The sequence below is a fragment of the Tatumella morbirosei genome, assembly GCF_000757425.2.
Classification (GTDB): domain Bacteria; phylum Pseudomonadota; class Gammaproteobacteria; order Enterobacterales; family Enterobacteriaceae; genus Tatumella; species Tatumella morbirosei.
Genome location: NZ_JPKR02000005.1, coordinates 296,152 through 309,108 on the forward strand (window position 1 = coordinate 296,152; position 12,957 = coordinate 309,108).

The window sequence follows — 12,957 nt, forward strand, 5'->3', positions numbered from 1 at the left end:
AATCAGGCTTTACTGAGCACAGACCCGGCCCCTGTGACACAGTTGTCAGGGGGCTGTTTGTTTTGGTCATGGACAGGAAAAGCCTTATGAAAAAAACGCTCTCTGTGAGTATTGTGGTCATCTCACTGACCCTAAGCGGTTGTAGCACCATAAACAATTTCTTCGGTGGGATGTTCTCCGGAAATGATCACACGCCAGTACGCGGTGATGAAAAAGTCTTGCAGGCCCATGTGCAACAGTGCGATACCGGTAAGGTCGCTGAGGATTGTATTACCGCAGGTTCAATGTATGAACTTCGTGGCGGTGACAACTATCGCCTGGCAATGGACTTCTACCAGAAAGGTCTGGCACTGCATTCACCCGACGCTTACCAGGCAATTGGTCATCTGTTTGAAAATGGCTACGGTGTGACACAAAGTTACGCTGATGCCCGTAAATGGTATCAGCAAGGGGCGGATGCCGGAGATGGTAACGCGATGCTGTATCTGTCGAATATGTATCGCTACGGCTATGGTGTCAGCAAAGACCGACGCAAGGCCTTTGAGTATGCCCGCATGGGATGTAAAAAAGGGAATATTCTGGCCTGTGCCGCACAAAAACAGCTGTTGAGACCTGCCGCCAAAAAATAAAATTCAATCCCACCCGCCAGTATCAGGGCGTATGTTTATGCGGTACATTGCTGAGCTATTGCTGTTGTAACAGCCCCTGAAATATTCAGGGAGCATTGCAATACACCAACAGACAGTTTTAAGCATCGCCCCGCTGAGGTATAGTCCGCTTTTTTCCGGAGAATTCATGCTGACCAACTCATCGACCCGCCTGAACAAATACATCAGTGAGAGCGGTATTTGCTCCCGTCGTGATGCCGACCGTTTTATTGAGCAAGGCAATGTATTTATTAACGGTAAACGTGCAACTGTCGGTGATCAGGTGTATGCCGGTGATGTGGTGAAGGTTAATGGTCAGCTGATTGAGCCAAGGAATGAAGAAGACTTAGTGCTTATTGCCCTGAATAAGCCGGTAGGCATTATCAGCACCACTGAAGGCAGCGAAAAAGACAATATTGTTGATTTCGTCAATCACAGCAAACGCGTGTTCCCGATTGGTCGTCTGGATAAAGATTCCCAGGGACTAATTTTTCTGACCAACCATGGTGATCTGGTGAATAAGATCCTGCGGGCTGGTAATGACCACGAAAAAGAGTATGTGGTGACCGTGAATAAACCGATCACCGACGAGTTCATCAAGGGCATGGCTGCCGGGGTGCCCATGCTGGGTACGGTGACAAAGAAATGTAAGGTGAAGAAAGAAGCACCCCAGGTGTTTCGCATTACTCTGGTACAGGGGCTTAACCGTCAAATCCGTCGCATGTGCCAGCACTTTGGATTCGAAGTCACCAAACTCGAACGGGTACGTATCATGAATGTCAGCCTGAAGGGGTTACCTCCCGGGGAGTGGCGTGATTTTACCGACGATGAGTTGATCGAATTATTCCGGCTGTTGGAAAACTCAACCTCACTGGATCCAGCCGAGAAAAAAAATAAGCCTAAAACCACAGCGGCGAAGAAAAGCCCGTCCGGAAAAAGACCCACAGACAAGCCGGCGACTCCCCCACCGGCACGTAAGCGCTTTACGCAGCCAGGCAGAAAGAAAAAGGGTCGCTGATTGCCCGATTCAGACGGCCAACCCGCTGCCGGGCGGGGCGTATCACCCTCCCCGCCCGGCGTTATCCCCGGTCTACACGGCCTCTGCCCGTAGTTTTTTAGCCGCTTCCACCATATTCGCCAGTGCCTGGCGGGTTTCACTCCAGCCACGGGTTTTCAGGCCACAATCCGGGTTGACCCATAGCCGGCCAGCGGGGATATGTTGAGCCGCTTTACGTAGCAGGTTTTCTATCTCAGCTACCGCGGGGACATTCGGGGAGTGGATATCGTACACCCCCGGGCCTATCTCGTTCGGATATTCAAACTGTTCAAAGGATTCCAGTAACTCCATATCTGAGCGTGAAGTCTCGATAGTAATGACGTCAGCGTCCAGTGCTGCGATAGAGTCCATAATGTCATTGAATTCGCAGTAACACATATGGGTATGGATCTGGGTGTTATCGCCGGCAACAGCGGCATTCAGGCGGAATGCTTCTACCGCCCAGGCCAGATAGTCAGCCCATTCCGACTGATGGAGTGGTAGCCCTTCACGCAAGGCAGGTTCATCAATCTGGATAATACCAATGCCGGCATTTTCCAGATCAGCCACTTCATCGCGCAGTGCCAGCGCAATCTGTCGGGCAATGGTCTCGCGGTTCACATCTTCGCGCGGGAATGACCAACAAAGAATGGTTACAGGGCCGGTCAGCATGCCTTTTACTGGTTTGTCGGTCAGCGACTGAGCGTATTTAGCCCATTCGACCGTAATGGGCTGCGGACGACTAATGTCTCCGATGATGACCGGGGGTTTCACACACCTCGAACCGTAACTCTGTACCCAGCCGTTCTGAGTGAAAACAAACCCGTCCAGATGTTCACCAAAATATTCCACCATATCGTTACGTTCAGCCTCGCCATGCACCAGCACATCCAGCCCCAGCCGTTCCTGCTCGGCAATCGCCTGCCGGATATGGCCAGCGATGCCAGTGCGATAGCTGGCCCGGTCCAGTCGCCCCTGCTTAAAGTTAAGGCGCAGTCCACGAATTTCACTGGTTTGTGGGAAGGAGCCAATCGTTGTAGTTGGCCAGGCCGGGAGTGAAAATCGTTGCTGTTGTGCCTTTGCCCGGATGAGGTAGCCATGTTGCCGCTGGCTGTCGCTGGCGGTAATCGCCCGTAGTCTGGCGGAAACCGCATGATTATGTACCCGGGAGGAGTGTTCACGGGCACGGACTGGCGCACTCCAGGCTTCCAGAGGGGCCGGATCTTTATGATTCAGGGCGTTACGCAGCAAGGACAGTTCCCCACACTTCTGCAGTGCAAACGAAAACCAGCTTTTTACTTCGTCATCCAGCCGGGTTTCACTGCACAAATCTATCGGGCTATGCAGTAAAGAGCAGGATGTCCCAATCCATAGTTGTTGACGCTGCGCCACCAGCGGCTGCAACCGCTGATACCAACGGCTAAGATCCGCCCGCCAGACATTCCGGCCATTAATCACCCCGACTGACAGCACCCAGTCTGCAGGTAATTGCTCATTCAGAGACAGAATATCATCATTGCCATGAACCAGATCGACATGTAACCCCTGGACAGGTAACTCCCTGATCACCGGTAAATTCTGACCGATACTGTCGAAATAGCTGGTTAGCAACAGGCGCGTAGCCCCCTGCAGTGCCTGATAAGCGGGTTTAAAGGCATTCAGCCATTCCGCCGGCAGTTCCAGAGATAAGATGGGTTCGTCAATCTGGACCCATTCAATATCCCGTTTTGCCAGCTCTGCCAGCAGTTGCTGATATACCGGCAGGATCGCGGGCAGTAGGGATAACCGGTCAAAGATGTTTCCTTTGACTTTCCCCAGCCACAGGTAGGTGACCGGCCCCGTCAACACCGGTTTTACCCGATGGCCAAGTGCCAGAGCTTCATCCACTTCATCCAGCAACTGTGTCCATGCCAGAGTGAAGGTCTGGCCCTGACTGAATTCAGGCACGATATAGTGATAATTGGTATTAAACCACTTGGTCATTTCCGCTGCAGCAGCCGGCTTTCCGGTGGGCGCACGTCCCCGGCCAATCCGAAACAGAGTATCCAGATCCAGCCCTCCCCCGGCGTTCCGGTGCCTTGCAGGGATATTTCCAAGCATCAGGCTGGTTGTCAGTATATGGTCATACCATGCGAAATCGCCGACCGGCAACAGATCGACTCCCGCTTCTTTCTGCTGTTGCCAGTGCCTGGCACGTAACTGGCGACCCGTCTCCAGCAGTTCCTGCACCCCGCACTCACCCGCCCAGTAACTTTCCAGGGCTTTCTTCAGTTCACGCTGCAGCCCGACGCGCGGAAATCCTAATGTATGATTCAGAATGGTCATGGCACTCAATTCCTTTCAGTAAAAAGACCTCAGGGACATCTGCCTAATCCTGGCGCGCTACGGGGAAAATCATCATGTGGCCTGCCAGCACTTACGGCCTTCTGAAAGATTTTTTCAGATGTTTAGCCGTCCAGATGTTTACACATCTATATTCAGCAGGTAGTGTACTATCCACAAGCGCAAATTATTCAATATCACTATGAAGGTCTCTCATGATCGAGATTAAGCACCTGAAGACGCTACAGGCTCTCAGGACCACGGGATCACTGGCAGGAGCAGCAGCACAATTACATCAGACGCAATCTGCGCTCTCTCACCAGTTCAGTGATCTCGAGCAGCGCCTCGGTTTCCGATTATTTGTCCGTAAAAGCCAGCCGTTGCAATTTACTCCACAGGGTGAAATTTTGTTGCAACTGGCCGAACAGATCCTCCCGCAGATCCAACAGGCCTTACAATCCTGCCATGAACCTCATCAGACCAACCTGCGGATTGCGATTGAATGTCATAGTTGTATTCAGTGGCTGACACCGGCGCTGGATATTTTTCGCAGCAACTGGCCTCAGGTGTCAGTCGATTTTAAATCCGGGGTGACGTTTGATCCTCAGCCAGGCTTGCAGCAAGGCGAACTGGATATTGTGTTAACTTCCGATATCCTGCCTCGTAGCGGTTTACATTACTCACCGCTGTTTGATTTTGAAGTACGTCTGGTCATGGCACCTGATCATCCGTTGGCAAAAAAAACGCTCATCACTCCGGAAGACCTGACCGGTGAAACACTGTTAATTTATCCGGTTCAGAGACAGCGTCTTGATATCTGGAGACATTTTTTACAACCGGCCGGGATTAATCCGGAGCTGAAAAGTGTGGATAATACACTGCTGTTAATTCAGATGGTGGCCGCAAAAATGGGGATCGCTGCGCTGCCGCACTGGGTGGTGGAAAGTTTTGAGCGCCAGCAACTCATTGTGACCAAAACACCCGGCGAAGGTTTATGGTCCCGCCTGTATGCTGCGGTACGCGACGGAGAACAGCGTCAGCCGGTGATTGATGCCTTTATCCGTTCGGCACGCCAGCATGCCTGTGATCAACTGCCTTTTGTCCGCGATGCTTCACGACCTGCGGTTCAGAAAAATATTTCCGCTTAACACCCTGCTCATACTGCGACATGCTCCTCCCTGACAGCGACGGATTTACTGCTTCCTCTGGTCTGTCGCAGAGCCTGCTGACGGCCCTGGACTGGCCACGCACTGGCTAAAAATTCATAAATAAACACATCTTGTCATAAATTTGTAACAATTGTGCACTCAGTCAAGGTAATTACTGACATGATGGCTACTCTATGCCCGGTATCCAGCCACCGGACCTGATCCGGCAGTCAGCCCCGGTGGCGTTTTCAAGGAAAATCTTCCCCCGGAGGGACATTCATGCTGAGTCTGTTTAAACCCGCACCCCATATCTCCCCTGCCGATCCGGCAAAGGCAGATGCATTATATCGCCGCCTGCGCTGGCAGATCTTTATCGGGATTTTCGTCGGCTACGCTGCTTACTATCTGGTTCGTAAAAACTTTACCCTGGCCATGCCTTACCTGATTGAACAGGGATTTTCCCGCGGAGACCTTGGGTTTGCCTTATCCGGAATATCCATTGCTTACGGATTTTCTAAATTTATTATGGGATCGGTCTCTGACCGCTCTAACCCTCGTGTATTTCTGCCCGCAGGGCTGATTATGGCGGCGCTGGTGATGCTGGTGATGGGTTTTGTTCCTCAGGCAACCTCCGGCATTATGGTGATGTTTGTACTGCTGTTTATCTGTGGCTGGTTCCAGGGAATGGGCTGGCCACCGTGTGGCAGGACCATGGTCCACTGGTGGTCACAGAAAGAGCGCGGCGGAATTGTATCGGTCTGGAACTGCGCACATAACGTCGGCGGAGGAATCCCACCATTACTATTTTTACTCGGCATGGCCTGGTTTAATGACTGGAAAGCTGCACTCTATATGCCAGCCATTGTGGCCATTCTGGTCGCATTGCTGGCCTACGGATTAATGCGTGATACTCCCCAGTCCTGCGGTTTGCCGCCGATTGAGGCCTGGAAAAATGACTATCCGGTAGATTACGATGAGCAGCATGAGGTCGAGTTAACTGCACGACAAATTTTTATGCAGTACATCCTGCCCAATCGCTTACTTTGGTATATCGCACTGGCCAATGTGTTCGTCTATTTACTGCGTTACGGCATTCTCGACTGGTCACCGACCTACCTGAAAGAAGTGAAGCACTTTGCGCTGGATAAATCCTCCTGGGCCTATTTTCTGTATGAATATGCAGGAATTCCTGGCACCTTATTATGCGGCTGGATGTCCGACAAAGTGTTCCGCGGCAACCGCGGACTGACCGGGGTATTTTTCATGGCGCTAGTCACCGTAGCCACCCTGATTTACTGGATAAACCCGCCAGGCCATCCCGCCATTGATATGGCCTGTATGGTGGTGATTGGTTTTCTTATCTATGGTCCGGTAATGCTGATAGGGTTACATGCATTGGAACTGGCCCCCAAGAAAGCCGCCGGAACTGCCGCGGGCTTTACCGGGTTGTTTGGTTATCTGGGGGGATCTGTAGCAGCCAGCGCCATTGTCGGATACACCGTTGACTTCTTCGGTTGGGATGGCGGATTTATTGTGATGCTAGCCGGTTGCGTACTGGCGGTCTTGTTACTGCTGCTAACAACCCTCAGTGAGAAGAAACATAAGCAGAAACTCAACCTGCAGCTTTAATCTGCTTCTCCCTGCCCTACGGCACCAGCACAGCAATACTCTGTGCTGGGTGTCTTCACCTTCAGCCAAACAGTTTCTGCAGGTAATGCGGAACCGCATCCTCTGCATTACTACCAATCACTTCCAGTTCCGGCAGTAATGCGGTCAGGCGCTGATGTGCATTTTTCATGATACAGCCTTTCCCGGCCATACTGAGCATCTCTTTATCATTCATCCCGTCACCAAAAGCAATACAGTCCTGCAGTGTATAGCCCAGTCGGCGGGCAACTTCATCCAGTGCATGTCCCTTAGAAACTCCCCCTGCCATCACTTCGAGACACGTCGGTAATGAGAAACTGACATTCACCCGGTCACCCCAGCGGGCGACTATAGCCAGTTCCAGTTCGGCCAGCACCTGATGGTCGTCACAGGTGAAAAATACCTTACTGATACCATCCGTTGCCAACCCACCCGGCTGAAAAACCTGATACTGAAAATCAGACTCACGGAAGAACTCCGCCTCTCTTTCACTATGGCGACTGATATACCAGTCATCATTGCGGTATACCTGCGTCAGAATCTGTTGCGAGGTATATTTCATCTCGTACAGATCCGCTGCGATGTCCGAATCAAGATTGTGTTCGAAAATCAGCTTACCCGAGAAGTCATGTACCCTGGCCCCGTTAGAGGTAATCATATAGGCTTCGATACCCAGAGACTGCCGCATTTGCGCCACATCGATATGGTGACGACCGGTCGCAAATACGAAACGTATCCCTTTCCGGGTAAGATTCTGCAAGATTTCGCGGGTATAGGCAGACAAAGAGTGGTCGGGTAAAAGTAACGTTCCATCCAGGTCGGAGGCGACGATATGATACATGAAAACCTCTTTAATTAACGTCAGGCCGGAGTTTCCGGAGGTAAGATAAATGTCGATGCATGTTCATGAGTTTCAAAGCGGCCAAAATAGCTGACCACTAAATTAAGTGCCTGCGCCCGAATTTCGTCTTTTTCGAATAATATTTCGTGGCGAGCCCCCTGAATAACCCGGGGTTTTCCTCCTTCACAAGCATGTCCTGCCTGTTGGCGTAATTCACAAAACTGGTTCTGGGCCTGATTTTCAACGACCTGATCTTCTTCCGCCTGCAGGATAAGCATAGGGGTGGTAATCTGAGCCGCATCCCGCAGGATCTCGTGCCCTGCGTTAAGGCTCTCTCGCACCCAATGGGCGGTGGGCCCTCCAACCTGTAATGCCGGCTCATCGGCATAGAACCTCAGGTTACGCTGGTAGCGTACACGACTGTGAGTTAATGTATTTATTGCAAATGGCGGCGCATGCCAGCGGCCGGTCCCCAGAGCAAATCCTTCCCGCAGTCCGGAACGGGTTTCTGTCCAGTTAAGTATCCGCTCGGCCATCCACTCAGGCATTGGCAGAACAATCCCAAACATTGGGGCCAGTAATGCCGCAGCGTCCACCAGGTCAGGCTCACGCCGCAATAACAATGTCAGAATTGCGCCCCCCATGGAATGCGCTAACGCAAATTTTCGCTGATAACGATCACCGGATAACGTGATCTGCCAAAAGCGATAAAGATCATCCACATAGTCAGAAAAATGCTCAACATGACCGAGATGGGTATCTTCCAGCATCCGATCAGATAACCCCTGTCCGCGATGATCAATGATAAAAACATCATATCCACACTGAAACAGATCGTAGGCGACTTCCGGATATTTCACGTAACTTTCGATACGCCCGGGAGCAATCAGAACAGCCTTCGTGTGCTGCGATGAGGTGAAACTGACATAACGTATCCTGAGTCCGTCAGTACCGGTAAATGATTTTTCCTGGCGTCTCCGCCAAAAATGGAGCAGAGGCCCGGTAACAAACGCCGAAAATTCTTTTTCACGGTGCAACCAACGTTGCGTAAACTGTTTCATCACTCTTCCTTCGGCATTCGTTGTCACCCGAAAAACGACTAAAATCCCGGTATCGTCAGCCAGAATTATAACGTATTCTGTCGCTCATCTGATGATAACCGGAGCAACATCAATGACCTTTGAATGGTGGATCACTTACCTGCTGACCACTACCCTGCTGAGCCTTTCTCCCGGCTCTGGCGCTATTAATACCATGAGTACCGGAATCAGCCATGGCTTCCGCGGCACTCAGATTTCAATCGCCGGACTACAGGTGGGCCTGGCCACACATATCGTGTTAGTGGGTATCGGACTGGGCGCCTTATTCTCTCATTCACTCATGGCCTTTGAAATCTTAAAATGGGCAGGTGCCGCTTATCTTATCTGGTTAGGGATCCAGCAATGGAGAACCAAAGGTGCTATCGACCTTAACGCTGTCGCGAAAGCCACCTCTCGCGGCAGAGTATTTAAACGTGCCGTACTGGTAAATCTGACCAATCCGAAAAGCATCGTATTTCTCGCTGCCCTGTTCCCGCAATTCGTCATCCCGCATCAACCTCAGATGGCACAATATCTGGTGTTAGGCCTGACGACCATCACAGTTGATATTCTGGTGATGCAGGGTTATGCCTTGCTGTCGACCCGGATTGCCCGCTGGATCCGCGGTCCGCACCAAATGCAGCTACTGAACCGTGTTTTTGGTGGCGTGTTTATGGCTATCGGCGTGGTATTAGCCAGCGCCCGACACAGCCACTGACGCACAGCTCCGGCCATAACGACGGACCTTCAGTTTAGCGCGACAGGATAAGGTGCAGGCCAAAGGCGGTAAACAGCACGCCACCTGCACCATCCAGCCATTTTGCCAGCCGCTGATATTTCCTGCGCATCCAGGGTAATGCAAACACCGTAGCCACCAGGATAAACCACCCCAGGGTTTCCAGCAGGATTAACAGGTAAATTCCTCCGCGTTCCAGACTACTGACATCATTACCTACAAACAGCGAAAACACGCTCCCAAAATAAATAACCACTTTCGGATTCGACAGATTGGTCAGTAATCCTTTCAGGAAAGTCCGCCCCGGCTTTGCCAGCGCAGGTTCAGGCTGAACCTGCTGCCCTTGCGGCTGCAAATACTGACGCCTTGCTGAACGCAGTAACTGGTAACCCATCCAAATCAGGTATAGTCCCCCGCCCATCATAATCAGCTGATGCAGCCAGGCCATTTTTTCCAGTAGCAGATTCAGCCCAAGCAGCGCCACGCCAGCCCACACAGCAACCCCTAGTGTGACTCCCAGTACGCCCATAAAGGCTTCACGGGAAGAACGGCTGATGGCCGTCTGAGAAATAAAAAAGAAATCGGGACCCGGGCTCATCAGTGCCAGTAATTGGACCAATGCCAGGGTCAGGAATGACATTAACATGCCGGTAACTCCTCAAAAACTAAAAATATTAGGGGTAATCAGAGGTCACTCAGGTGCTCTTTTATCATCAGCATAAAGGGTTGACCAAAACGCTCAAGTTTTCGCTGTCCAACACCGTTAACACTGAGCATTTCTGAAGCAGTCAACGGCAACAGCTCAGCCATCTCAATCAGAGTGGCATCATTAAACACCACGTAAGGAGGAATGCTCTCATCGTCAGCAATCGTTTTTCGCAACTTCCTGAGTTTGGCGAATAATTTCCGATCATAATTTCCGCCGGGTAAACGGCTCATTGCCTGGCGGGGTTTCAAAGCCACCACACGCGGTACTGCCAGCATTAACGGGTGCTCACTGCGTAATATCGGTCTCGCTGCTTCTGTCAACTGCAAAGCCGAATGCTGGCTGATATTCTGGGTAACCAGCCCAAGATGAATTAACTGGCGTAATACACTTACCCAGTGTTCATGCGAATGATCACGGCCAATACCGTATACCGGTAATTTATCGTGGCCCAGATCTTTGATACGCTGATTTGCAGCTCCGCGGATCACCTCGACGATATATCCCATACCGAAACGCTGGCCGACGCGGTAGATGGCTGACAATGCTTTTTGAGCATCTACCAGTCCGTCATAACGCCGTGGCGGGTCCAGACAAATATCACAGTTGCCACACGGCTGTTGCCGACCCTCATCAAAATAATTCAGTAAGACCAACCGACGGCAGGTTTGCGCTTCAGCAAATGCTCCCATGGCATTCAGTTTATGCCGCTCGATATCGAGCATCGCCCCGGGGGATTTTTCTTCCAGACAACGTCGTAGCCAGGCCATATCCGCCGGGTCATACAGCATCATGGCCTCGGCGGGTAAACCGTCACGCCCCGCCCGGCCGGTTTCCTGATAATAGGATTCGATATTGCGAGGGATATCAAAATGCACCACAAAGCGGACATTAGGTTTATTAATGCCCATGCCGAAAGCTACTGTCGCCACGACCAGTTGCAGATCATCGCGCTGAAAGGCTTCCTGAACATGGGCGCGCTGCTGTACATCCAGCCCCGCATGGTAGGCACCGGCACTGATACCGCGGCTCTGCAGGCGGGCGGCGGTGTCTTCCACTTTGGCCCGACTGTTACAATAAATGATGCCGCTTTTTCCGCGTTGATCCTGCACATAACGCAGCAATTGTTCGGTAGGCTTATATTTTTCCAGCAGGGTATAGCGAATATTCGGCCGGTCAAAACTACTGATCTGGACTAACGGATCCTGCAATTGCAACTGCTGCAAAATATCATGGCGGGTCGCATTATCTGCCGTTGCGGTCAGAGCCATGATTTTCAGTTCAGGAAAACGTTGACGCAATCCGCCCAGAGCACCATATTCCGGCCGAAAATCATGGCCCCATTGAGAAATACAATGGGCCTCGTCAACCGCCAACATTGCCGGTTGCCACTGACCCAGCGCATCCAGGAAACTTTCCATCATCAGGCGTTCTGGTGCAACATACAGCAACTTAACTCGTCCTTGCCGACAGTCACTGTAAATCTGTTGTTGCTGTTCCCTGGTCTGTGAAGAATTCAGGCTGGCGGCCGCCACACCATTCGCCAGCAGTTGATCCACCTGATCTTTCATCAGTGAGATCAACGGAGAGACCACCAGCGTCAGCCCGTCACTCAGCAGTGCCGGGATTTGATAGCACAGCGATTTGCCTCCGCCGGTAGGCATCACGACCAAACAGTCACGTCCATCCAGCGCGGCCTGAATAATGGCCTGCTGACCGGGGCGAAACTGCTGATAACCAAAAATATCCCGCAGGATCTGTTGAGCCAGCTCCTGCTGCGGAATCACTGCCGATATTGTCACAAATGTCCTGCGCTCTTAATCACAATAAATCATTTAAAGTAAAGCCGACGCCGATTCTGGTCTGGCGATGGTTATAATCGATCAACGATTCACCATATCCGCTAAACAACTGGGTGTAGAAACGTACATGTTCTGTGACCGGATAACTCCAGCCTAATGTTGCGCCGCCATAACCGGTATTCCAGTTATAGTTCCACTCCACACTGAACACATTGTCATCCAGCATATACCCGAGTTTCGCCCGGTAATAGCCCATGTACTTAGTAATATCCGGATTGTCGTCACTGCCCGCACTTTCCGGGATACGATACCAGGGTTTGATCTCAGCCAGCATATTACCATTTTTTGCCATTAGCCGGGCATACACCCTGTTCCAGCTTCGGGATGTCGGATCACTGCGTCCGTTTGACTGGTGATTAAAACCGGCCTCTACATCACGTAATGTCCAGCCTCCCAGGCTGTAATCAGTGGCCCAGCCGATAAATAACTGGGGTTCATAGTTGGTTTCGCGAAAGGGTGAGGAAGCTCTGGTATTGGAAATCTGCCACCAGGAACGCTGGGTATAAGACATAGCCAACACAGAGTTATCGCCGGCAATTCCACGCCAGAGAGGGAAAGCCAGGCTCAACTGAAATTTAAGTTCATCTTTTTTAGCTTTATCAGCCCAGCTGTAACTGGAGATCGCCGAGGTGTTCATATTACTGGTATCGGTATAAAGCACATAATTGCTTTCATAGGGATACAGCAGAAATGCATTATCGTGTTTTTCCAGCAGGTTAGCGATAATACTCCCCCGAACCGCAGGATTATCGTGCACATCACTTATCTTCGCTTCATCAGCCTGTGCCAGTGCAGGTAACAGCAGGGCCGTCAGTGCCCCATAGCCAAACAAACGCATAACTTTCACCCCAAATTAGCAAAACACCATAAAAAACTCTGTATTCACACAGTAAAACGCCAAAAAAGGCCGCCAATCTTCACCTGGAAAGCCGG

The 12,957-nt window shown here is 51.3% G+C and carries 11 protein-coding genes; 5 read left to right on the forward strand and 6 right to left on the reverse strand.

Going from position 1 to position 12,957, the window contains the following annotated elements; all coding sequences use genetic code 11:
• Positions 1 to 86: 86 nt before the first annotated feature.
• Entirely contained in the window at positions 87 to 629 is a 543-nt protein-coding gene (locus tag HA49_RS16890; protein ID WP_038015367.1) for a tetratricopeptide repeat protein, read from the forward strand.
• Between the two features lie 166 nt (positions 630 to 795).
• Positions 796 to 1,665, forward strand: a complete 870-nt coding sequence (gene rluF, locus HA49_RS16895; RefSeq protein ID WP_038015370.1) for a 23S rRNA pseudouridine(2604) synthase RluF — start codon at positions 796 to 798, stop codon at positions 1,663 to 1,665.
• 72 nt (positions 1,666 to 1,737) lie between these two features.
• Here rluF and metE read toward each other — a convergent pair whose 3' ends face one another.
• The gene (metE, locus tag HA49_RS16900; RefSeq protein WP_038015373.1) at positions 1,738 to 4,008 is read right to left on the reverse strand and encodes a 5-methyltetrahydropteroyltriglutamate--homocysteine S-methyltransferase; all 2,271 of its coding nucleotides are present in this window, start codon (positions 4,006 to 4,008) and stop codon (positions 1,738 to 1,740) included.
• A 212-nt stretch (positions 4,009 to 4,220) separates the two neighbouring features.
• Between metE and metR the strand changes: the two genes are divergently transcribed.
• Together metR and glpT are read left to right on the forward strand one after the other, a co-directional pair.
• Complete coding sequence (gene metR / locus HA49_RS16905; RefSeq protein ID WP_038015376.1) at positions 4,221 to 5,153, forward strand: HTH-type transcriptional regulator MetR; 933 nt, start codon at positions 4,221 to 4,223, stop codon at positions 5,151 to 5,153.
• 279 nt (positions 5,154 to 5,432) lie between these two features.
• On the forward strand, positions 5,433 to 6,782 hold the full coding sequence (gene glpT / locus HA49_RS16910) for a glycerol-3-phosphate transporter (protein WP_038015378.1): 1,350 nt from the start codon (positions 5,433 to 5,435) through the stop codon (positions 6,780 to 6,782).
• Positions 6,783 to 6,843: 61 nt separating this feature from the next.
• Here glpT and yigL read toward each other — a convergent pair whose 3' ends face one another.
• On the reverse strand, positions 6,844 to 7,641 hold the full coding sequence (gene yigL / locus HA49_RS16915) for a sugar/pyridoxal phosphate phosphatase YigL (RefSeq protein WP_038015381.1): 798 nt from the start codon (positions 7,639 to 7,641) through the stop codon (positions 6,844 to 6,846).
• Between the two features lie 20 nt (positions 7,642 to 7,661).
• On the reverse strand, positions 7,662 to 8,702 hold the full coding sequence (gene pldB / locus HA49_RS16920) for a lysophospholipase L2 (RefSeq protein WP_046791895.1): 1,041 nt from the start codon (positions 8,700 to 8,702) through the stop codon (positions 7,662 to 7,664).
• 112 nt (positions 8,703 to 8,814) lie between these two features.
• Here pldB and rhtB point away from each other — a divergent pair, with 112 nt between their 5' ends.
• Complete coding sequence (gene rhtB, locus HA49_RS16925) at positions 8,815 to 9,438, forward strand: homoserine/homoserine lactone efflux protein (RefSeq protein ID WP_038015382.1); 624 nt, start codon at positions 8,815 to 8,817, stop codon at positions 9,436 to 9,438.
• Between the two features lie 34 nt (positions 9,439 to 9,472).
• On the opposite strand, the gene rhtC is transcribed toward rhtB, so the two are convergent.
• From rhtC to pldA, 3 genes are read right to left on the reverse strand one after another with little or no spacing between them, the layout of a single operon-like run.
• A complete protein-coding gene (gene rhtC, locus HA49_RS16930; RefSeq protein WP_038015385.1) occupies positions 9,473 to 10,102 on the reverse strand; it encodes a threonine export protein RhtC in 630 nt (209 codons plus the stop codon).
• Positions 10,103 to 10,140: 38 nt separating this feature from the next.
• The gene (gene recQ / locus HA49_RS16935; protein WP_038015387.1) at positions 10,141 to 11,964 is read right to left on the reverse strand and encodes an ATP-dependent DNA helicase RecQ; all 1,824 of its coding nucleotides are present in this window, start codon (positions 11,962 to 11,964) and stop codon (positions 10,141 to 10,143) included.
• Positions 11,965 to 11,983: 19 nt separating this feature from the next.
• A complete protein-coding gene (gene pldA / locus HA49_RS16940) occupies positions 11,984 to 12,862 on the reverse strand; it encodes a phospholipase A (RefSeq protein ID WP_038015390.1) in 879 nt (292 codons plus the stop codon).
• Between the last annotated feature and the right edge of the window lie 95 nt (positions 12,863 to 12,957).

Coding starts and splice junctions, on each gene's coding strand:
- yigL (WP_038015381.1), bottom strand. CDS start 7,641: ATGTATCATATCGTCGCCTCCGACCTGGATGGAACGTTACTTTTACCC.
- metE (WP_038015373.1), bottom strand. CDS start 4,008: ATGACCATTCTGAATCATACATTAGGATTTCCGCGCGTCGGGCTGCAG.
- glpT (WP_038015378.1), top strand. CDS start 5,433: ATGCTGAGTCTGTTTAAACCCGCACCCCATATCTCCCCTGCCGATCCG.
- pldB (WP_046791895.1), bottom strand. CDS start 8,702: ATGAAACAGTTTACGCAACGTTGGTTGCACCGTGAAAAAGAATTTTCG.
- metR (WP_038015376.1), top strand. CDS start 4,221: ATGATCGAGATTAAGCACCTGAAGACGCTACAGGCTCTCAGGACCACG.
- HA49_RS16890 (WP_038015367.1), top strand. CDS start 87: ATGAAAAAAACGCTCTCTGTGAGTATTGTGGTCATCTCACTGACCCTA.
- pldA (WP_038015390.1), bottom strand. CDS start 12,862: ATGCGTTTGTTTGGCTATGGGGCACTGACGGCCCTGCTGTTACCTGCA.
- rluF (WP_038015370.1), top strand. CDS start 796: ATGCTGACCAACTCATCGACCCGCCTGAACAAATACATCAGTGAGAGC.
- rhtB (WP_038015382.1), top strand. CDS start 8,815: ATGACCTTTGAATGGTGGATCACTTACCTGCTGACCACTACCCTGCTG.
- rhtC (WP_038015385.1), bottom strand. CDS start 10,102: ATGTTAATGTCATTCCTGACCCTGGCATTGGTCCAATTACTGGCACTG.